General features: G+C 59.6%; 15 protein-coding genes. 11 read left to right on the forward strand and 4 right to left on the reverse strand.

What is annotated here, in order from left to right; translation table 11 throughout:
• The first annotated feature begins 114 nt into the window (after positions 1-114).
• From C444_RS19150 to C444_RS19165, 4 genes are all read left to right on the forward strand, one after another.
• Positions 115-1395 carry a nucleotide sugar dehydrogenase gene (locus C444_RS19150; protein WP_004594736.1) on the forward strand — a complete coding sequence of 427 codons (1281 nt, stop codon included), beginning with the start codon at positions 115-117 and terminating at the stop codon, positions 1393-1395.
• A 152-nt stretch (positions 1396-1547) separates the two neighbouring features.
• Positions 1548-2663: a non-hydrolyzing UDP-N-acetylglucosamine 2-epimerase gene (wecB, locus tag C444_RS19155; RefSeq protein WP_004594738.1), complete on the forward strand. Its 1116-nt coding sequence runs from the start codon at positions 1548-1550 to the stop codon at positions 2661-2663.
• Positions 2664-2759: 96 nt separating this feature from the next.
• Complete coding sequence (locus tag C444_RS19160) at positions 2760-3734, forward strand: DUF1616 domain-containing protein (RefSeq protein WP_004594740.1); 975 nt, start codon at positions 2760-2762, stop codon at positions 3732-3734.
• A 188-nt stretch (positions 3735-3922) separates the two neighbouring features.
• On the forward strand, positions 3923-4591 hold the full coding sequence (locus C444_RS19165) for a class I SAM-dependent methyltransferase (protein ID WP_004594746.1): 669 nt from the start codon (positions 3923-3925) through the stop codon (positions 4589-4591).
• Between the two features lie 55 nt (positions 4592-4646).
• Here C444_RS19165 and C444_RS19170 read toward each other — a convergent pair whose 3' ends face one another.
• Complete coding sequence (locus C444_RS19170) at positions 4647-4940, reverse strand: hypothetical protein (RefSeq protein WP_239641341.1); 294 nt, start codon at positions 4938-4940, stop codon at positions 4647-4649.
• Positions 4941-5204: 264 nt separating this feature from the next.
• Between C444_RS19170 and C444_RS19175 the strand changes: the two genes are divergently transcribed.
• Together C444_RS19175 and C444_RS19180 are read left to right on the forward strand one after the other, a co-directional pair.
• Complete coding sequence (locus C444_RS19175; RefSeq protein ID WP_004594748.1) at positions 5205-6170, forward strand: glycosyltransferase family 2 protein; 966 nt, start codon at positions 5205-5207, stop codon at positions 6168-6170.
• A gap of 224 nt (positions 6171-6394) precedes the next feature.
• Positions 6395-7615: a glycosyltransferase gene (locus C444_RS19180; protein ID WP_004594749.1), complete on the forward strand. Its 1221-nt coding sequence runs from the start codon at positions 6395-6397 to the stop codon at positions 7613-7615.
• Here C444_RS19180 and C444_RS19185 read toward each other — a convergent pair.
• A complete protein-coding gene (locus C444_RS19185) occupies positions 7612-8829 on the reverse strand; it encodes a glycosyltransferase family 4 protein (RefSeq protein ID WP_004594750.1) in 1218 nt (405 codons plus the stop codon). The two genes, C444_RS19180 and C444_RS19185, sit on opposite strands and share 4 nt — an antisense overlap.
• Positions 8830-9051: 222 nt before the next feature.
• Here C444_RS19185 and C444_RS19190 point away from each other — a divergent pair, with 222 nt between their 5' ends.
• From C444_RS19190 to C444_RS19200, 3 genes are all read left to right on the forward strand, one after another.
• Positions 9052-10044: an alkaline phosphatase family protein gene (locus tag C444_RS19190; protein ID WP_049909629.1), complete on the forward strand. Its 993-nt coding sequence runs from the start codon at positions 9052-9054 to the stop codon at positions 10042-10044.
• Positions 10045-10460: 416 nt separating this feature from the next.
• The gene (locus C444_RS19195) at positions 10461-13325 is read left to right on the forward strand and encodes an Ig-like domain-containing protein (RefSeq protein ID WP_004594752.1); all 2865 of its coding nucleotides are present in this window, start codon (positions 10461-10463) and stop codon (positions 13323-13325) included.
• A gap of 267 nt (positions 13326-13592) precedes the next feature.
• The gene (locus tag C444_RS19200; protein ID WP_004594753.1) at positions 13593-15398 is read left to right on the forward strand and encodes a hypothetical protein; all 1806 of its coding nucleotides are present in this window, start codon (positions 13593-13595) and stop codon (positions 15396-15398) included.
• A gap of 150 nt (positions 15399-15548) precedes the next feature.
• On the opposite strand, the gene C444_RS19205 is transcribed toward C444_RS19200, so the two are convergent.
• Positions 15549-17060, reverse strand: a complete 1512-nt coding sequence (locus tag C444_RS19205; protein ID WP_004594754.1) for a hypothetical protein — start codon at positions 17058-17060, stop codon at positions 15549-15551.
• A gap of 390 nt (positions 17061-17450) precedes the next feature.
• The gene (locus C444_RS19210) at positions 17451-17672 is read right to left on the reverse strand and encodes a hypothetical protein (protein WP_004594755.1); all 222 of its coding nucleotides are present in this window, start codon (positions 17670-17672) and stop codon (positions 17451-17453) included.
• Positions 17673-18141: 469 nt separating this feature from the next.
• On the opposite strand from C444_RS19210, the gene C444_RS19215 reads away from it, so the two are divergent.
• Positions 18142-19392 carry a glycosyltransferase family 4 protein gene (locus C444_RS19215; protein ID WP_004594756.1) on the forward strand — a complete coding sequence of 417 codons (1251 nt, stop codon included), beginning with the start codon at positions 18142-18144 and terminating at the stop codon, positions 19390-19392.
• Positions 19385-21256: an alginate lyase family protein gene (locus tag C444_RS19220; RefSeq protein WP_049909631.1), complete on the forward strand. Its 1872-nt coding sequence runs from the start codon at positions 19385-19387 to the stop codon at positions 21254-21256. Before C444_RS19215 ends, C444_RS19220 begins: the two co-directional genes overlap by 8 nt.
• The last annotated feature ends 43 nt before the right edge of the window (positions 21257-21299 follow it).

Here is a 21299-nt window from a genome sequence, read left to right on the forward strand (position 1 = left end):
ACAAAGAGTACCGTATCTCATTCGTAGGCCAATGGGACACGAACCCAAACCGGACTGTCTGGAACGAGGGCAGCGCGGTGAATCACTCGGGGAACCACAGGAGGCCTCGGAAACGTGACTATCTGCGTCCACGGGCTCGGATACATCGGGCTCGCAACGGCGGCACATTTCGCGAACAACGGCACTGAAGTCATCGGTTTCGACGTCGACGAGGACGTGATTGAGCATCTCAGTGAGGGCGAACCGACAGTCAGCGAACCGGACTTCGAATCGTACGTGCAGGACGCACTGGAGGGGAACCTAGCACTGAGCCGCCAGCCGCGACCGGCCGACGTACACGTAATCTGTGTGCCAACGCCGTACAACGAAATGAACGGCGAAGCGGACCTCACCTACGTGAAAGACGCCGGGCGGAATGTGGCGGGCGTGCTTAGGCCAGGCGACACCGTGGTTCTTGAATCGACAGTCCCGCCGGAAACGACCACCGGCGTCCTGGCCCCGATTCTCTCCCGAGGAGGGCTCGATGTCGGAGACGACGTGGCGTTAGGATACACGCCGGAAACGGTGATGCCGGGGAACACGCTCAGCGAACTCCGGACGAACGACCGAATCGTCGGCGGCGTCGACGAGGCGTCTGTCAGTGCCATCGAGACCCTCTACGAACCGCTCACCAGCGGCGAGATCCACGTCGCCGCTGACCCGACGACCGCCGAGTTCGTGAAATTGGCACAGAACGCGAAGCGGAACGTCAGCATCGCGTACGCGAACACGCTCGCACTACTGGCCGAGAACTACGGCGTCGACGTACGGTCCGCCATCAGTCTCGCGAACAACCATCCACGGGTCGACATCCTGAACCCGGGACCCGGTGTCGGTGGACACTGTCTCCCCGTCGACCCGCACTTCCTGAGCGACGGGACAGGTGCGACAGAACTCCTCGACGTGGCGAGCCAGGTCAACGACCGGATGCCGGAACACGTCATCAGGATGCTTGAAGACGCCGTCGGCACACTACACGGCAAGACCGTGGCTGTCCTCGGAATCACGTACAAGGGGAACGTCAGCGATACCCGGAACAGCCCCGGCTTGGAGGTCGCAAACCTGCTTGGAGACGTCACAACGGAGGCGCGCACGGCCGTGGACGGCGGGTGGGGAGAGAGTTCGGTTACCATCCATGACCCGCGAGCGACGGATTCGAGGCTGCAACTCGTTTCGCTCGAAGCGGCAATTGACGGCGCTTATGCAGTGATATTTGGGGCGGCACACGAAGAGTTCGCCGACCTCGATCCGGAGGCTATCGGTTCGAAGATGTCGGGACGGACCGTGGTCGACCCGGTCGACGTTATCGACGCGGAGCGGTGGACGGACTATGGGTTCGATGTCCGGACAATCTGAGCCAGGCACGCCTCCGACAGGCAATACAATGGAGCGCGAAGCCGACGGCGTAGGAAGTTTATAACAATTCTGTTGGTCGCTCACGGAACCGGTATGGAACCGACTGGATGCGACCGGTATCGGCCGCTCGATCTGCGAAACCGGGGACTACAATGACTGCAAGCACCGTCGGCTTCGTTCTCGGAACGCGTCCGGAAATAATCAAGCTAGCACCGGTAATTCAGGAGTGTCACCGGCGCGGCATCGATACACACGTGATCCACACCGGGCAGCATTACTCAGACTCGCTGGACGCGGTCTTCTTCCGACAGCTCGGGCTGTCGCCGCCGGATACAAATCTCGAGGTCGGCTCCGATGACCACGGAGCCCAGACCGGAGCCATGCTCGCCGGTGTCGAGGAGGAACTCTACGACGTCGAACCGGCAGTCGTGTTCGTTCAGGGAGATACGAACTCGACGCTCGCGGGCGCACTCGCAGGGAGCAAGATGGACACCGACGTGGCCCATGTTGAAGCCGGGCTTCGAAGCTTCGACGAGGACATGCCCGAGGAAACCAACCGGGTCATCATCGACCACATCTCCGACCATCTCTTCCCACCGACAGAGGAGACAGCGGCGCTACTCCGGGACGAGAGCATTCCAGAGGACCGCATCACGGTTACCGGGAACACGGTCGTGGATGCAGTCCAGACGTACGACGAGAGAGCCGCGAGCGAAAGCCGGATTCTGAGCGAACTCGGCGTCACCGAGGGGAAGTTCGACCTCTTGACCGCCCACCGTGCAGAGACGGTCGACGACCGCGACGCGTTCGAGCGAATTCTCAGCGGCGTCTCTCGGGCGAGCGCTCTGGCAGACAGGGAGGTCATCTACCCGATACACCCCCGAGCGGAAGACCGCCTCGAAGAGTTCGGTATCGCGGTTCCGGACCGGGTCTGGCTCGTCGAACCGCTGGGGTTCTTTGATTTCCTCCGTTTGGAGAGTACGGCGGACGTAGTGTTCACCGATTCCGGCGGGGTTCAGGAGGAGACGAGCATCCTCGGGACGCCGTGTGTAACGCTCCGGTACGGTACTGAACGGCCCGAGACGGCGTTTGTCGGTGCGAACTGCGTCGCCGGTCGGGAGCCGAGCGCCATTGTCGCGGCGGCAACGCAGATGCGCGGCAAAGCCGGCGACTGGTCGACACCGTTCGGGGACGGAAACGCCGCCGTCCATGTCCTCGATGCGATTCCGGAACTCACTGTCGGTGAGGCGGTCACGGCGACGGAGTAAGCGAGGTCTCCGCTCAGGCTCTCGGGAGTGGTAGTACCGGCTGCCCGTGCCAGTAGTAACTGTCTTATTTTATTACTCCGCCCTCACCAGCCGATAATGGCAACTGACGCAGACGCAGGCATCGAAGCGGATGCACTCCCGGTCGACCTGTTGCTGGTCGCACTCCTCGGTCTCTGGCACCTCGCCGCTGTTCAAGGGTACGCCGGACAGTCGTCTATGCAGGCTGTTCTTGGGCTGGGAGCGGTGCTTGTCGCGCCGGGGTATGCTCTAGTTTCTCTCCTTTTCCCACGCCGTTCATCTGAGGCGGGGCTGTTTGAGGACCGAGAAGGGCGAATCTCACCGGGTGAGCGGTTCGTTCTCTCGGTCGGGGTCAGTGTCTGTCTGGTTCCGCTGGTAGGGCTTGGGTTGGTCCTGTTGTCGTTCGGCGCGACCACCAGTCTGTTTCAGCTTTCTATCGGGGTCACGACCGTGCTGCTCGCGTTTGTTGCAGCGGGCCGGCGGCTGGAGGTACCACCGGCGGAGCGTTTCAGTCCCCTGCGGTGGGTGATTAATGCACGATCCCGGGCGTCTCTGAGACCGTCCGGTGGCGTCCGAGCGTTGCATGTCCTGCTCGTACTTGGGCTTCTCGTCTCCGGGACCGGAATCGGGTACGCGGCCATGTCGGCGGACCGGGGCGAGCAGTTCACGGAGTTCGCGCTAGTATCTGAGTCCGACAGCGGAGAACTCGTTGCATCGGAGTACCCGTCACAGATTCCGCTCGGCAGTTCGGCGACGGTGCAGGTCACTATCGGCAACCACGAGGGGCGGGATCTAGACTACACTGTGGTCGTCATCGCCCAGCGGATCGAGAACGGCACCGTCCTAAGTACCGCACGGCTCGACCGGTTCAGTACCCGCGTCACGGCGGGCGAGACAATCGAGCGGCCACACGAGATGACGCCCTCGTTGGTCGGGGAGAACGTCCGAGTGTCGTATCTCCTCTACCGTGGTGAAGCTCCCGTTGGGGCGAATCCGCGGCCCGAGAACGCGTACCGGCGCACTCACATCTGGGTCAATGTCACCAGCGGCTGACACCACAGGAACACCCGATAAGGGCGACGTTATTCGGGTCGACACTACCGCTGTGGCCCGTGGTTTCTTCCCATCAGTGGGGACGATTCCGCGGCCCAACACGACAAAAAGCGGGCGCTGGCTGTTCGATGTGCGGTAGTTAGTAACGCACTCATACTTTTGTTAATTGTAGAATATGTAGAAAATTCATGGTATCAAAAAGTCGCTGGCACGAAGCACAACGAGCGGAGACGAAGTTCCACCAAGAAATATCGCGGGGAGAACTGGAGCTGCGGTGGATAGACGAGCAATTCGATTCCAGCCGGGACATCTTGGACGGACGGGTACTTGAGGTCGGATGTGGTACTGGTGGGCTCACGTATTCCGTCGCCGATTCCGTATCGGAGGTCCAGTTGGTTGTCGGCGTTGATCCGGTGTTGGGAAAGCTATCGAACCCGGCACTCAGCACCGAACCCGTAGTTCAGGCCGCTGGTGAATCGTTACCTTTCAAAGATCGTTCGTTCGATATAGTCGCAAGTCTCAACGTCATAGACCACGCTATCCACCCTTCGGCGATTTTAGACGAAATTTCGAGGGTATTGAAGACAGACGGAACGTTTCTATTCAAAATTAATACCTTTTCACTCCCAAAGTTCGTTCGAAAGAGAATGAAATACGTCGACCGACCACATCTACACCACTTTTCTCCCTCAGAAGTCCGAGACGAGCTCACGGACCACGGGTTTCATATCACACACGAGTCTGTCAACTCCCGCGAACTGTTCGGTAGGCATCTCGGCGACTGGGACCTGAAGTGGATCGTCGCCACAACCGCCTTGCGTCTGAACACTCACTACATGAAGTGTGTCATCGATTGATTCGGTGCCTCAACGGAACGAGGTCGAGGAATGCCCAGACCACTCGCTTTGACTACTATGTTACGCTGGAGACACGTTCGAACAGGACGTACAGAGTGACGAGCCAACCGACGAGTTTGACCAGTAACAGCCAGCGCCACCACTGCTCGTCGGCCACAGGAGGGAACAGTTCACTGGTTACGAGCAGAGCCAGAAACATCGCAACGAGGTGTATTTGAACACTGGTGATGCCGACGGCCCAGAGGGCGGCCGACGAGACGATGCCAAGCGCCACGAAGGAGACGAGAAACCACCGGAACCGACTCCGTGTAGGTACTGCTACCGACATGGATGAGACCCACTCGTTCATCGACATGGATTGCGTATCGAAAGCTAATATAACCTAAACAATAGTAATGGCCCTGAATACCTGCCGGCGTGGTCGATAATACACCGACTAACACAGACCAGTTCGCCTGACTGCGTGTTATCCATCCTGTAATTGGGGGAGCTCTGTCCGCTGCAGGGATACTGTCTTGAATCAGCGTTTTATGTCTGATCACGAGAGACACCCCGTATCCGGTAGCGATATTGTACTTAAATGGAATAGCACACAAAGTGGAACTTAGGATATATGCTGACGGGAGGGAATATCGACGACGAGGCTCCGCTCGTGAGTGTGGTCATACCCACGTACGGTCGGGACAAGGACTTACCGGACGCGATTGAGAGCGTCTTGGACCAGCAGTACGAGCGGCTCGAACTCATTGTCGTCGACGACGGGTCGCCGACATCCGTAGCGACCACGCTGCCGGAGCCGTTTTTGAACGACGAACGGATGACTATCATCCGCCATGAGGAAAACAGGGGTGCAAATGTCGCCCGGAACACGGGTATTCAGGCTGCAAGCGGCGAGTACGTCGCGTTCCTTGATGACGATGACCAGTGGGACGAGACGAAGGTCCGAAAGCAAGTCGAGACCTTTTCCCGGTCCTCGCCGGAGACAGGGGTCGTCTACACGTGGGTCAGACGGGAGCACCCGGCCGGAACGACAGTCTCAACACCGACTGCGTCGGGGGACGTAGTCACCGACCTGCTTACGGGATCGAACTTTGGACAGTTCTCCTCCGTGCTGGTTGACACCGAGGTAATCGCGGACGCCGGACTCCCCGACGAGCGGTTTCCGGCGTGGCAGGACCGCGAGTGGTTCTTCCGGCTCGCCCAGTCCTGCGAGTTCCAGCCGGTCGAGGAGACGCTTACGTACCGGCAAACCGGGCGGGAGGACAGCATCACCTCGAACTTCCAGCAGAAACGCGACGTGGCCTATCCGCTGTTCGTCGAGAAACACGGCGATCTCGCGGCGGAGTACGGCCGCTACTACAAGCGGACCTTCCTCGCGTCCATGCGACGTTCGCTCGCACGGTCGGCGATACGCGCCGGGGAGTACGGCGAAGCGCGTAAGTATTTTTTACTGGCGTTCTTTGCCAACCCACTGCACCGCCCTGTCTACCCCCACTTGCTACCCTCGCTCGGCGGAAAATGGGCCTACGAATCGATTGCATCACTGCGCCGGCAGGTCACCGAGACAGTACCCGTGTAGCAGCCGGCGTCGCAGTACCTGTTTACCGAACGCCTCGGTTTAGCGGGCTCGGAACATCACCGAGTGTGATCGACCTGTAGTCCAGCTTCCGTCGACGCGAAACGGATACTCGAACCGACCACTTGGGAGTGTGTTGGGGAGATCATGGATCGACTGGAGAATTCGCGTTGTCACGACACGAATCCAGTGACTAACAAAGACTATCCGACGGCACTGCGACGATAATGGACGCGCCGACGCTTTCGGACGATGATGAATTTGCTGCCCCGACGCGGGCGGAACGAAGTAATTCGGTAGCGACAGGTAGTGACCGACCGCTGCTGGCGTTCTTTATTCCGGACCTCTCGGTCGGTGGCGCGGAGCAAGTCGCAATTACAATCATGAACGGACTGGCGGAGCGCGGGTACGACATTGACCTACTTCTGTCACACGCGAGCGGTGAGCTCCGGTCCGAACTCTCTGAACGAGTCTCCATCGTCGAATTGCCGCCGTCCAAGACGCCGGCGGTGGGGGTAGCCGCACACCTTCCAGCTCTCGTTTCGTACCTGCACAGACAGAAGCCGGCGGCGCTGTTCCCACATCTCGAACACCCGAGTATCGTCTGTCTCATCATCAACAGGCTTCTGGACACCGAGACCAACGTAATCCCGACCCAACACTCGGCGTTCGGACACGAGGTCGAAGCGACATCGAAAGACCGAATTGTCGAACGAATCGTGCCGCACCTCTACCCCGCATCGGACCGGATAATCAGCGTTTCAGAGGGTGTCGCCGACAGCCTCATCGAACAAACGCCCGTCGACAGAGACGACGTGTCCGTACTGCACAACCCTGTAGACGTCGAGCGGATCCGCGAGCGTGCCAGTAAACCGGTCGACCATAGGTGGGTGGAAGACAGCGACCGGGACGTGGTCTTGTTCGTCGGGCGACATGCGGGACAGAAGAACCTAGACGGATGGGTCCGTGCATTCGAGCGAGTCGTCGATAACAACCCAAACGCACGCGCGATAATCGCAGGCAAGGGGCAGTGCCGGGATGACGTTATGGCGACAGTCGAGCGACGCGGGCTCTCCGATGTGGTATCTCTGCCTGGATATGTCGATAATCCATACCGGTACATGGCCAAGGCCGATACCTTTCTCCTCTCTTCACGGTACGAGGGGCTACCGACGGTCCTGATTGAATGTCTGTCTGTCGGCTGTCCGGTCGTGTCGACGGACTGTCCGAGTGGGCCTCGCGAAATCCTCTCAAACGGGGAATACGGGGCACTGGTTCCTGTTGGTGACGTGGATGGATTGGCCGACGCAGTCTGTGACACCCTCGCCGACCCACCCGATCCGGACCGACTGCGGTCCCGTGCCGACGATTTCTCGCTACAGCCCGTATTCGACGAGTACGAGCAGTTCCTTGACGAACATGTCTTTGCGGCCGCGACCGGTCGCTAGTTCAGTACTTCACCCGCCGGGAGTTCGCCATCGGCGATGATCGCTTCGTGGAGGGTCGACAGTCGTTGTCCGTGTGCTTCCCAGGTCCAGCCCTTCGAGACCAGCCGTGCCTTACCGTTTGCACCCAGTCGCTCTCGTTTTCCGCGGTCGTCGATCAGACTGTTCAGGGCAGTGGCGAGCGCATCAGGGTCCCTTGCCGGAATCAGGAGGCCCGTCTCACCGTCTTCGACCTGCTCTGGAATGCCGGACACGGCGGAGGCGACGACTGCGGTCTCACTGGCCATCGATTCGTAGATCGTGTTCGGTCGGCCCTCGGCGTGGCTGGGAAGCATGAAGATATCGGCGGCGGCGAACCACCGGCGGAGACCGAGCGGCGGGACCTCCCAGAGCACTCGGTAGTTGTCGTGATGGCTAGCTTTGAGAGCGCTGATGAGGTCCGTGCGGAGGTCGCCGTAATGGCCGACGAAAACGAAGGCCACGTCGTCACCACGGATGTCATCCAGAGCCTCGCATATCTCGGTAATGCCTTTCCTTTCGGTATACCCACCGCAGAACATGATGACAGTGGTATCCCGGTCGATTCCCAGTTCCTGTCGAATCGCCCGCTCGTTATCCGTCGGATACCGCGATGGGTCCGCCCCGTTCGGGAGTACGGTCGCTTTCGGTGTGTCGGTGATGTCATTGGCGATGCGGGCGAGTGACTCGCTGACGCAGAAAACCCCGTCAGCGTACTCGAGGGTTTCTCTGATTTTTCTCCGGCTTATCTGTGAGAGATCGTAGAAGTTGTTCAGAATCTTCCCGCGGCCCATCACCGTTAGCGGGAGATCGTTGCTTCGGCAGTACGATGCCAACCCGTATCCGTCGTAGTGGATGTGGCCGGCGTGACAGATGTCCGGCGTCTCGAAGTGTGCCGAGATGTACCCAGGAAGCATGTCCGCGAACGACCGGGACGAGAGTGTGTACTTGAACAGTTTTTGCGGTAGCAGGTAGAGGAATCTGGGATAGTGGACCTCGTGGGAGCCGTAGTCGTGCCGGCTCGGGATTTCGCCGAACTCCGAGTAGGGGCCAACAGGAGGCGCTCTCGGACGCGGGGTGACGACGTCGACCTCGGTTTCTGTTCTACTGAGTGCCCTGATGGAGCGAAAATTGAACAGCCCCATATACGGGTTGAACGGGTCCGGATGGTTCATCGCGCTTACGACCGCACGGTACATGGAGGATAGGTGGCAGGGTCGGTCATTAAGTATGCATCTAATACTGAATGGCCTACTTGCCGCCCGACACCGTCGAATCCAGCCAGTTGGAGTATATGTTCGCATACGCCACTGGGAGACGATAAGACGCGGTATGCTTCGTAGCTGGTAGTCGGTTGACGGATTCGGGGGGTTCCGGGTAGAAGATATATAACTATACGATTCTCTCCAGATGTCAATGCCGTGAAGACTAATATACGTGATTGGCTGCGAACTCTGGCGGGAGGCCAGGTTGATGGGGGTGAGGCGGGGCTCCGGTATTTTTTAGGCGGAGCTTACAACGGTATTTATTTCTCACTGACGACGCAACGCCCGCTCGGCACGAACGTCTACGACAGGGAGTGGGATTTGCTTATTGTACTGGACGCTTGCCGGGTAGACGCGCTGCGGGAAGTCGCGCCCGAGTTCGAGTTCATCGACACGGTAGATAGCGTCTGGTCCACGGGGAGTTCATCACACGAGTGGCTGTGTAAGACGTTTACCGAGGAACACGCCGATGAGATATCTGAGACGGTGTATCTCTCTACGAACCCGCACACTCAGCCGACCTTCGAAGACAGCAAACGACCGCCACGGAAGTACATCACACCGGTCACGTGGGCGGACTGGAACGTGGTTGATGGGAGCCAGTTCAAACTCCTGAAACAGTTCTCACGTCACCACCGGTACGAGGAGCACTTTGACACTATCCCGCCGAACGTCGTGACTGACCAGGCGATCTCGGCCGGACGGAGCCTCGACTTCGACCGGATGATACTGCACTACTATCAGCCACACCGACCGCATGTGGCGGCCGCATACAGAGAACAGCGGGACATCACCGATGCCGAGGACCACCCGTGGGAGGCTATCCAGCGCGGAGAGCTATCTACGGAGGACGCCTGGGAGAATTACCTTGATAACCTCCGACTAGTTCTCGGTTCGATACGCCGACTGCTCGACAACGTAGACGCGGAGCGGGTTGCCATCACAGCTGACCACGGCGAACTGTTCGGAGAGATGAAACAGTACGGTCACCCTGAGGGGATACCACACCCCCATCTCAAGAAGGTCCCGTGGGCGCTTACGTCTGCCACTGATAATGAGACGAGCACGCCGCGTTCGGACGTCACAGAGCAGGCGAAACCGTCGAAGGCGGACGTCGAGGACCGCCTGGAACATCTCGGTTACATATAATCTGGTGGTTCTGACTCCCATCGGAACGTCTGTGAGTGATCAGTTGCCGGTAGCAAATACGAACTGGTACGTATATTGTATTCAAGAACATGTATCAAACAATCAGATATCTACATAAAGTAACAAGTTATAATACCGTACTCGGATCGAAGTCGGTACGGCATGTTAAGACCGAATTACTTTGATAAGGAGAATGCTACTGGAGCGAGGAGTCAGGACGAAACAGAACACCGAGATCTGTGCAAGAGCGACTCTCTTGTTCCGATAACGGTAGTTAGGAATCAGTTTACTGCGTCTGAAGCAACAACTGCAAGCACAAGTCTGCGTGCTACCCTCGAAGAGAACGCAGCCACCACTAAGGGGCGAAAATATACGAATTCCAACACGTTCGACGGGAGTCGTCAGGGAGTAGTCCAATGACGAGACCAGCCTATGTTCCCGACAGCGCCGAAGACATAACCAACCACGGTATAGGGAGCGACCACAACCCCAGCGACCCGGACCTCGCGTCTGCGCGAGAGGTGCTGAACGCGATTCACAGTGCGATGGAGGCCGCCGGGCCGAACGGGTCTATTTTCGTTCCGGCAGGCACCTACTACTTCGGCAGTGAGGATGTCTACAGTCTGATAGAGATGGGCGGCAGCCAGCCGCGAGGTATCTCGGTGTACGGCGAGGGGCCCGACACGTCTACGCTCGCAGTGACCGAACACATGGACCCATCGGTCATCTCGAACCAGACGGCGTTTATCTACGACGGAGATGCGGACCACGGTGAAGTCGAGATCCGCGGGCTAACGCTTGACGTAAACGCCCCCAATCTGGGCGATCTCAATCGGCACAACGGCGGCGCGGACGGGTTTTCCCTCGCCGGTAATTCCCTTTCGTTCTCGCTATACAACGTCCGAATTACCGACACGTACACGCGGGGCATCAGGTGTCGGCAGTACCTCTCTTCTGCGAGGTACTGCACCCTTGAGCGGATCGGTATCGAGTACCACAAGGACAGCGGGTCGAACACCCACCCGTTCGACTCACTCCAGACGCCGAGGGGCAGCACCACCGTCATCGAAAACTGTAAAATAAAGAACTGTCCGGGAAGCGCAATAAACATCCGCTACAACGACGGAACGTATCGGATCAGAAACGTGTACGCTGCCGGCACGGGCAGCCAGTTCCTCAAACTGTCGGCCGGAGAGACGGTCGAACTGCGACGCATTAACCACACAGCGTACACGTCGGAACTGGCATCACTCCTCCCGGATGAACCGAACGACGGGTTCCTCGGTCGGCATTTCATCCAGAGCCTGGGCGACCGCGGGGACACCAACGTGACGCTGGATATGGAGCAGGTATCGACGAAGAACCACACGTCGTATGCGTTTCAGGTGCGTGATACAGTGGGAGGCCCATCAGATATCACTTGGATCGGCGACAGAATCGCCTTCGCCGGTTCGAATATGTACAACGACAACGAAGTCATCCGCGACCGACAGGGGGTCGCGTTCAGGAACATCGATGTGGGCGAGATGTCGGTCCACGACACCGATGCGAAGGTGTTCGAGACCGAAGACTCAGACGGGTCCATTGCTACGGTCTCGACGGGCAACGTCGGCGGCCTCGGAAACACGGGTGGCATCGACGTCGGCAACCATCTGTCGGGCGGAAGTCCGCTGAACGTGGACGTTCCGGCCGAAAGCGAGGTCGGGGCGAAGACGCAGAGCAGCACCGAGGAAGAGACGACCCAGACCACAACGGAGGAGTCACAGACCAGCCTCCCGGACTGGACGCCGCGGTGGAACGGCGACCCATCGAACTGGTCGGTCGTTTCGGGCGATTCCAATACCGGCAACGCGTACGTCGAGTTCAGCGCTAGCTCGGCCGACTCACACGCGATGTCTTGGGACGACGTCGGCGAGCACGCCGACACCGAGGTGCTCGGACTGGTTCGCGTCGGGTCGGCGAGCACTGGCAGTGACGGCTGGGGCCGCCTTATCGGGCGCGGCGGCGTCGACGCCAGCGGGAACATGGTCGGCTACTCGACGTGGTTCGTCCAATCTGACAGTGACATCAAGCTCCGCGTCGAGAAAGACTTCGGCGGATCACAGACCACACTGGCCGAAACCACAGCTGCGTCCAACCCGCTTGAGGAGTGGAGCTATCTTCGGCTTCGCATCGAGGGCACGTCCGTGAAAGCCAAGAACTGGAGCTATGGCTCCACAGAGCCCGACTCGTGGGACATTGAGGTCACCGACGGAGACGTCACCGACCCTGGATGGACCGGAATCGGGTCCTGGTCGGGCGACGCGCAACTGTTCGACTTCTTCAGCGTCGGGACGAACGGCGAACCGGCGCGGCTCGACGACGCCAGACCCGAGATAACGTGGCGACAACCGCTTGCCGAGGAGACCGTCGACGGGACGGTCACGCTGCAAATCAGTGCAATCGACGCCGAAGACGCCGCCGGCTCCCCAAGCGTCGAGTACCGCGTCGACGGTGACGCCTGGTCGACCGCGTCGTACAATTCGAACACGGGGTACTACGAGGACTCCTGGGACACCACCTCGCTGTCGGATGGCACCCACACGCTCGATGCCAGAGTGGCCGATTCGGCCGGAAACACGGATTCGAGCAGCATCACGGTCACTACTGACAACAGCGGGTCCGGTCCCGCCGTCGACACCCTTTCGCTTTCGGAAATCGAGACAGACACTACGGACGCAGCCTTCGCGATCGACTGGGGCGTCAGCGACCCTGATGGCGACCTCTCGACCGTCGACGTGGGCCTGTACGATGAAACTGATAACGCACAGGAAGACACCGCCACCGTCGACGTCTCCGGTGGTTCTGCGACTGGTACGACCGAACTGACGGCGAGCGGCGATGGCGGCTCCGGTAACGAGTACACCGTCGTGCTGACCGCGACCGACACTAGCGGGAACGGCACATCCGCGACCGCGACGGTGTCAGCAGCGACGGACGGCGCGAAACCGCAGATCGGTCGGTTCAGCGTTTCCGAGTCCCAGCAGGGCGACGACAGAGCCGATATCACTGTTGTGTGGGATGTGTACAGCAGCGACAGCGATCTCCAGTCGGTTACCATCGATGTCGCCGACTCGAACGCCACAGTAGAGAACGTTCAGTGGGATATCAGCGGGAACGCGGCTTCGGACATCGACATGTTCAGTATCGACCAGGCGAACACGAGCAACTACGATGTCGCGCTCACAGTCGTCGACAGTAACGGAGAATCCATCTCTGCCACCAAGTCTGTGAGCGTCTGAGAGTCCGAAAGCGCCGTTCTCTCTGCCAATTCCAACCGACGAATTCCTGCGATTCCTGCGGTCCACGTCTTTTGTATTGTATCCGTCTGAATAGCGTGGGGAATCAGCGGCGACAGTGTTCGCGGACTCACAGGGTGTTAGGAGCGTACTAACAATGATATCGACTAGTCTACGGATGTAGTACGAATGACGGGGGCGCTCTGGGAATGTACCGGACTGGGCTGTACGAACACCGTGCGATTGAGCAATGTCTGTAGGTAAGCATCCATGAGCGAAGGCTCAGCGCGTGCTTGGTTCGCTCATTCTCGGGCGTCGGGGACTATCGCGGCCGTCGGCGTCCTGCTGCTCGTGGTCTCGACAGCGATTGTGTTGACAACGCCACCGGCCGCCGAGTACGAGATATCGCTTTACGAATCGTATCCTGCCCCGTTCTGGGGCTGCGTCGTCGGGTCGCTGTTCGCCGGTGCGTTATTGATATTCGGGAGTATCGGACACCCGGACGAACGGTCCTGGGTCTTCGGCACCGTGCTGATGTTGGCGACCGACGCGCTGTTGCTGTTGATGCCGCTCATACGGGGCTACGTCATGTACGGAGACGCCGACCCGCTGACGCATCTGGGATACGTACAGGACATCGCCAACACCGGTACCACTGGGGCGAACATCTACCCGCTCGCGCACCTGCTTGTGTTTGCCACCGCCGACGCGACCGGGCTTGAAACAATGACGCTAGCGATGCTGATACCGGCGGTTTTCTCTGCTGTGTATTTCGGAGGCATGATTTACCTGCTGTTTCAGGTGGCTGATTCCCGGCGGGGGTTTCTATTGGGGCTGCCCTTCGTCTTGTTACCGATACTCGGTTACAGCCATCTGCTGTTTCGTCCGTTCGACTTCAGCATCCTCCTGATACCGGTCGTCCTGTATCTGTTCTTCAAGAGTCAACGATATCCGACCCCAGCTATCAGAGCGGCGCTCGTGCTCACGCTCCTGAGTCTCCTCCTGTATCACCCGCTGACCGCCGTGTTCGTCGCGGGGGTATTTATGCTGTACTACGCCGTGCAATACGTCCCACGAATACGGACGATATATCGGAGTCCGACGAGCAGTTTCGGGCTGTCGCTTGCGATAATCGTGAGCTGGTACTCCAACTTCCCTGGTGTCATACTGCGGTTCGACACGATCTATCGCGTGCTCTTCGGAACGAGCAGCAGCGACGCACCCGTTCAGGCGTACGCCCAGACCGCACAAGAGGGGACGCCGGCCCTGATTGACATCGTTCGGTTCATCACGTTCCGGTTCGGCACAGAGCTGGTGTTGTTCGTCCTTGGAGGAGGCCTGTTCGGGGTCGTGTTCCTGCTTACTGTCACAGAACGGTACGAACTGGACACGCGGACGACTGTGATGGGGGCGGTCTTAGGGGTGTTCGGGATTGTCGGACTGTTGTTCCTCCTTCTGGACCTCATCGTCACCCAGGAACGCCCCTGGCAGGTGGCCAAAATCGGTGGAGTGCTCTTGCTTGGTCCCTTGTTCCACATACTCCGGAGTCGCCACAGGCAGCGCAGTCAATCACTTGTCCGCAGCGTACGGTCGGTTGCCACCGTGACGGTACTGGTACTCGTCGTGCTGTCTACGCTCACGCTGTACCCGTCGCCCCTGTCGGGAATGACCAACGATCAGGTCACGGCGATGGAAGTCGAGGGCAGTCAGTGGCTGACCGAACACGAGACCGGGAACAAGGAACTGTACCACTTCGACATAGAATATCGTCGGTTCCATCACGCAGAACACGGCGTCAGCGCGGGGTTGCCGTTCTGGGAGCAGTTCCTCCCTGCGCACTTCAATTACACTACGAACCGGTACTTTGGCCAGAACTACGACAGCGGGAAGTACGTGATGATAAACAGGAAGGGGCGCATCTTCTATCAGGAGACGTTCCCGGATTATCCACAGCGGTGGAAGTACACCTCGCAGGACTTCCAGCGGTTCAACCGGGATAGAACCGTCGCCCGCTCCTACGATAACGGCGACCTCAGGATATACTCGGCGAACGGAACCAGAGCAGAGGGAGCATAACGGAGATGGCGAAAGCCACCGGCATAGATGGGAACTCTGCCGTGGTCGTGTAGTCAACACGTCTTCCTTCGATTGGACCTGTCGAACGGTCGATACGCAATCAACGAATAATGAAACCCGGACGCCGCTGCTTGCTGTTGAGTCCGACGGTCAGCCCTCACGCGGGTCGAGCGGGCCCACACCGACCTCGCCGATAGTGGGGACTGTCGGACGGAACAGCTCTTGGCTGCGGTCGCTCACGTTGATGGAGACGTCCCCTGCATCGCCGAGCCCATCCGTGTCGGAGTAACTGAACGTCTCTATGTCGCCCTGGGAGTCATCGAGCATGAATACCTTCGCGTTCGAACTGTGTACTGACAGACGAGAGATGTCGATGTTGGAGAACCGCCCCTCACCGTGGTCTCGAATGACTGCGTCGTCCCGGGCACGGTTGGTGTTGTATATCTCGATCATATCCCCGGTCCAGATCACGTTCATCGGCCCGTTGCCGATTTCGCTCTGTGCCTGGAAGGCGTAGTCGGCCATGTCTCTGGAGAGGACGTTCTCCATAATCACGGTGGTGTTGGTCGTCCCCCGGTTTCCGAGGTTGTTGATAAAAAACCGGCCGTGGAAGTCGGGCCCAATGTCCCGTTTGTCGACCTTCCGTTCGAGTGAAGGGGTGTTCGCCCTGTGGTAGATGTTCTTTAGTTCTACGACCTTCCCGGCGGACATCTTACACAGACCGGACCCCGTACCGCGGACGAAGCAGTTATGCATCCTAGTGACCCCATCGCCGAAACGGATGTTGACCGCGTTCCCTGCACAGTCGAGAAAACAGCTGTTCTCGATGATGAGTTCGTCGCCGGCTTGTGGCCGGACGGAGATGTGATGGGAGTTCGACCGCCCGTCAGTCTCGTTGTGTCGCCCGATGCCGTTGTCCTGAAACGTACAGTTTCTCACCGACCTGAGGACGGCGCGACCGCGAACGCCAGCCAGATGCCAGCCCCGTATCCACGCTCGCTCGAGGTGGAAGTCGCCGGCCATCGACATCTGCAGCCCCCAGGAGCCGCCACCGTTCTCGGCAAGCCCGGTGACGCTCTCGTAGTTGCCGTCCAGTTTGATGTCCTTGATCTCGACGGAGCCGTGTTCGTACCCGTCGTACCAGATGAACGCGCTCTGGTTCGGACGAGTGTCGGCAGAGGCGTGTCTGGTGATTGCTAGCGTTGATTTGTCGGCTCCAGCGCCGATGATTGAAACGCCCGGTGGTCCAGTCTTCCCGAACTCCACGTATGGACTGAAGCCCGAATCCTCGCTACCAAAGTAGTACTCGCCTTCCGGGACGTGTATCGCCCCACCCTTGCCGGCGGCATCGGCAGCCGCGAGGATAGCATCGAGGTTTTGCCTCGCCGCGGCCAAACTAGGGTCGTCCGGGTTCGGTTCCGCGCCGTAGTCGCTGATGCTCTCAGCGTCTCGCGGCACGTTGGATTCTTCGGTGGGCTCCGTGGGCGTTGGAGTCGGTCGGACCGACACCTCTGTCGAGTCTGTGGTCCCGTTTGGGGGGTCGCCACCACCAGTGTCGACACCCGGAAGCCACCCGTAGAGCACACCCAAGACAGCGGCCACGATACCGCCGACGAGAGCGATGAGTTTCCGACGGCTGAGCACCCCAGAGCCAGCGGTCATGACAGATAGATACAGGTCGTAGTGTTCCGTGAGTTGGATTGGATTGTGTGATACCGTAGACGGATGGAGGGAGTCATGTCTATCGTCTCAAACTGAGATGCTCAGGACATTAGTATAGGCTTCCTACAGTGAAACTCGCACAGTGTTCCTGAATCCCTCCGTCGTAGCCTTGCCAAGGTTGGAGAGTTGAGTTCGCTCCGGAGTTTTTACTCCGAGTTTCAGTTTGTGTCAAGCGATGGTATCTGACACTGGGAACAGCTGGAACCGGAAGGGTTCGTGTGTACCAGTCGATAGTGGGATAGAGATAGTGCTATCAGCAGTTCAGATTGAGACGGAGTCCACCCCAATGCAGACTCTCTCTCAACAGACTCGGGTGCCGGTCTGGACTCGCTACACGTACTCGCTGAAATCCGTCATGTGGGTGTTGGTCTCTTTACCGGAGATGCTCACACCCAGGCTGCCGACGCCGACTGCTGCAGTCACCGCTGTCAGCCCGAACTGGAAGAAACTCCGCCTGTTAAGGTGTACCTTACCGCGTTCATTTGCGCTCAGAGCGTCTGAAAGGCCCGATTTATTCTGGTCGTCGTCAACCGTGTTGTGCTTATCGAACATACACATGCGTTTGAAGTAGGTATATGCTAATTAGCCGTTCTTACACTGTGTCGACAAAGTAGGTGGCTTTTAGCTACTTATGTGAGTGTGGTAGTTACCAGATAACCGTGTATGCGTGCTGGTTTGCTATACGAGCGAATCAAATATGATAAAGTAATCATTCAGTAACGGAACGGAAAGAGGGGTTAGACCGGTCAAACGGAACCGAGTCTGATTAGATCTCGAGGGCAGTCTTGGCTCTATAAAGGGAGGCACGTTCCGGGACACACGGCCGTGATAAAATGGTCTCGGGGACAAGAGAACGCATAATTGACCCGTCCGTGAATCGACGCTGGAGTATCAGACGCATACTAATATCCCTGTCAGGAATACGACGAAATGATCCAATGAACAGCGACAGGCCAACTGACGCGTCATCGTCGTGTGAGAATCGTCCAGGAGGGACAGTCGCGGCACGTACGTGGCTCCGATGACGACTGACTGCGTCATCGTCTCCCAGCGATACCCGCCCGAAAAAGGGGGGAACGCGTCGAGAATCCACGACACGGCCGTCAACCTCGACGACGACATCGGCACGACAGTCCTAGCACCGTCCCCGTGTTATCCGCCGGGAAACTTCGATCGGACGTGGGAACGCAAGCGGACCGAACACGACGACGGAGTGGTCGTCCACCGCCTGTGGACGTGGCAACCCCAGACGGAGAACCCCTCTCTGCTCCGGCGACTGCCGTACTACCTCGTCTTCGCGCTTCACGCAGCGCTCTGGCTGGTGGTCAACGTCCGACAGTACGATGTCGTCATGACTTCGACACCGCCGATTACCACCGGGATCCCCGGTATCGTAGCCGTCGCTATTGGGAAACCGTGGGTCATCGACGTACGTGACCTGTGGATTGAGAACTCGATCGCCCTGGGATACATCACAGCGAACAGCCCGCTGGTGAGCGCCGGACGTGCGTTCCAGTCGGTCGCCTTACACACCGCCGACCGGATTACCGTAACGACAGAAACGCTCGGCGATGCCGTCGCCGACGCGTATGGTGCTGAACTCCGAGATCGGATTCGTGTCATTCCGAACGGGGTCGACACCGACCGGTTCACGCCGGAGGCCAGGGATGGCGACAAAAACGACCGAATCGTTTACACAGGGAACATTGGAAGCGCCCAGGCACTCGAACCGTGTATTCGGGCGATGCAACACGTATCGAGTGACGACGCTGAACTCCGACTGGTCGGCGATGGGGACGAGGTGTCCCGACTCGAATCGGTGACGGAGCGCCTCGATCTCGAAGACAGCGTGGAGTTCGTCGGACTGGTGGACCGTGAGCGGATCCCGGCGATTCTCAACGACGCGACCGTCGGCTTGGCACCGATAAAAGACAGCCCGGAGCTCGATTACGCGATGCCTACGAAGCTCTACGAGTACCTGGCGTGCTCATTGCCGGTCGTAGTCACCGGACGCGGGGAAATCGAACGGTTCGTCACGGAGACCGCTGTGGGGATACACACTGAGACCGACCCGGAACGCATCGCGGCGGCAATCGACACCCTCCTCGAAAACCCTGGGCAGCGGACGTCGATGGGTCAGGACGGATACCGCCTCGTAGCCGAGCAATACGACCGCGAGGCCATCGCAGGCCGCCTTGCCGATGAACTCCGGGCGCTGACCGCAAGCGAACGACAGGCACCACGCGCGGCCCCGAGTCCCGACGATGACTGAGATGACTCGAATGCTTCCGGCGATGGCCAGACTATATGGGCACACGCTCACACGGTTGGAGCCGGATCAGGTTCTCGGGATGGCCGAACGGACGGCCCGTAACACCGTGCTCGCTCGGCTTCCGGTCGACTTCGACGAGCGGTACGACGATGCGGTTCCCGAGCGGCTTTCTGTTGCGACGGCCCCACTCGAAGCGGACCTCGACGTGCTTCGGGGGGCACTCTTCGACTCGACCATCCGATCGTTCCAGTGGCGGAGCCGTCGGGCGGCCCACGGCGAGGTGACGTTTCTCAACCGGACGGTCCAGTTCGATTCGCCGGCCCACCCGGACTGGTACGACCACGGGGCTGACGGTTATCCGCTGCTCTGGTCGCTGAAACTGTACGCGTTTGAACCGCTCCGGTGGGCGATACTGGGATTCGAAGACCCGCAGGCGGCTCCGGAGGAGGTTGTCGCAGTGTTCGACCAGTGGATCCAGGACTGGACCGACAGCGTCGACATCGGCCGACCCGGCTACCTTCGCAGCGCGTGGACGCCCTGGGCAGTGTCGCTCCGGACGCAGACGCTGGCGCGGTACCTAGCGTGGCGAACTGGCGGTTCTCAAGAGGGTGTACCCGAGGGACTGAGCGAGGCGCTTGTCGGGGAGATATACCGAAATTCGCTCTTCCTTGCGAACCACGTGGAGGGTGACGTCGGCGGTAACCACCTCGTTGAGAATGGGCTCGCACTGCTCATGGCCGGATTGTTGTTCCCTGACACCGACGAACCCTGGTTTTCTACGGGGCGCTCGATACTCGGCCGCACCGGAGCCAAACAGTTTCTCCCCGACGGCGGCCACTACGAGCGGTCGCCGATGTACCACACGATTGTGACGACACGGTACGTGACGGCGTGCTCGCTACTGGCGGCCAGCGAGCGGACAGCCCCGACTTGGTTGACGGCGATGACGAAACAGGCCGTGGCGTACCTGCGATACCTCTCACCGCCGGACGAGCGGCTCCCGCTGTACAACGACGCAGTGTTCGGGCAGTCGCTCCCGCTGACGGACTGCCTGAGGTACGCTGGGGCCGTCGGGTTTAGGGCCGATGACCGCCCGGTCCCGTCACACAGTCCGATGGGCGGCGAGACGGGGTACTACTGGCTCGATACCGACCATGGGTGGTTACTGGTAGACGGTGGACCGGTGGGGCCCTCCCACCTGCCCGGTCACTCCCACAACGACATGCTGAGCGTCCTGCTCTGGGTCGGCGGACAGCGCGTGCTCACAGATACCGGCGTGTACGAGTACGCCGACAATGAGCGGCGACAGTACGCTAGAAGCGTTGCCGGCCACAACAGCGTTCAGGTCGGCGAAGCGGAGCCTATCGAAATCGGCGGCAAGTACCTGATGGGCGCGCGGACGGAACCGACAGTCGATTACGAGGGGTCGGACCCGACTCTGTTCAGAGGGAGCTACGAGACGGCCGCCTCCGCACCGGCGTCGTACCGGCACGATAGGACAGTTCTCGCCAGCGACGACTGGTGGCTGATCCGGGACGAACTCAGTGGACCCGACACGGAGACAGAGCCGAGCGTCTCCCGACTCCACTTCCATCCGGAAGTCGGCGTCACGGTCGAGGACTCGGGGACGGTGCGGGCGACTGACGGTGACGACACCTCAGCCCTGCTCAGCGTTCATCCGTTCGGCGTCAGTGACGTTCGGACGACGACGACCGAGTACTTCCCAGAGTTCGGCGTCGCAAAGGAGCGACAGACGCTAGAACTGGAGGCCGGCCCGGAGTCGGGAACGACGGCCTTTGGGTACCTCCTCGCCCCGTCGGCCGGGGGCCACAGAGCCCCCAGACGTTCGGATGAGGATAGGTAAGCCAGCCGGGACCGCTACGAGACAGTCGGCTCGGCGACAGGAG

This window comes from Haloarcula japonica DSM 6131 (assembly GCF_000336635.1).
GTDB lineage: Archaea > Halobacteriota > Halobacteria > Halobacteriales > Haloarculaceae > Haloarcula > Haloarcula japonica.

Bases quoted from the DNA above. Each gene is read 5' to 3' on its own strand.
- wecB (WP_004594738.1), top strand. From the start codon at position 1,548: ATGACTGCAAGCACCGTCGGCTTCGTTCTCGGAACGCGTCCGGAAATA.
- C444_RS19160 (WP_004594740.1), top strand. From the start codon at position 2,760: ATGGCAACTGACGCAGACGCAGGCATCGAAGCGGATGCACTCCCGGTC.
- C444_RS19165 (WP_004594746.1), top strand. From the start codon at position 3,923: ATGGTATCAAAAAGTCGCTGGCACGAAGCACAACGAGCGGAGACGAAG.
- C444_RS19170 (WP_239641341.1), bottom strand. From the start codon at position 4,940: ATGAACGAGTGGGTCTCATCCATGTCGGTAGCAGTACCTACACGGAGT.
- C444_RS19175 (WP_004594748.1), top strand. From the start codon at position 5,205: ATGCTGACGGGAGGGAATATCGACGACGAGGCTCCGCTCGTGAGTGTG.
- C444_RS19180 (WP_004594749.1), top strand. From the start codon at position 6,395: ATGGACGCGCCGACGCTTTCGGACGATGATGAATTTGCTGCCCCGACG.
- C444_RS19185 (WP_004594750.1), bottom strand. From the start codon at position 8,829: ATGTACCGTGCGGTCGTAAGCGCGATGAACCATCCGGACCCGTTCAAC.
- C444_RS19195 (WP_004594752.1), top strand. From the start codon at position 10,461: ATGACGAGACCAGCCTATGTTCCCGACAGCGCCGAAGACATAACCAAC.
- C444_RS19200 (WP_004594753.1), top strand. From the start codon at position 13,593: ATGAGCGAAGGCTCAGCGCGTGCTTGGTTCGCTCATTCTCGGGCGTCG.
- C444_RS19205 (WP_004594754.1), bottom strand. From the start codon at position 17,060: ATGACCGCTGGCTCTGGGGTGCTCAGCCGTCGGAAACTCATCGCTCTC.
- C444_RS19210 (WP_004594755.1), bottom strand. From the start codon at position 17,672: ATGTTCGATAAGCACAACACGGTTGACGACGACCAGAATAAATCGGGC.
- C444_RS19215 (WP_004594756.1), top strand. From the start codon at position 18,142: ATGACGACTGACTGCGTCATCGTCTCCCAGCGATACCCGCCCGAAAAA.
- C444_RS19220 (WP_049909631.1), top strand. From the start codon at position 19,385: ATGACTGAGATGACTCGAATGCTTCCGGCGATGGCCAGACTATATGGG.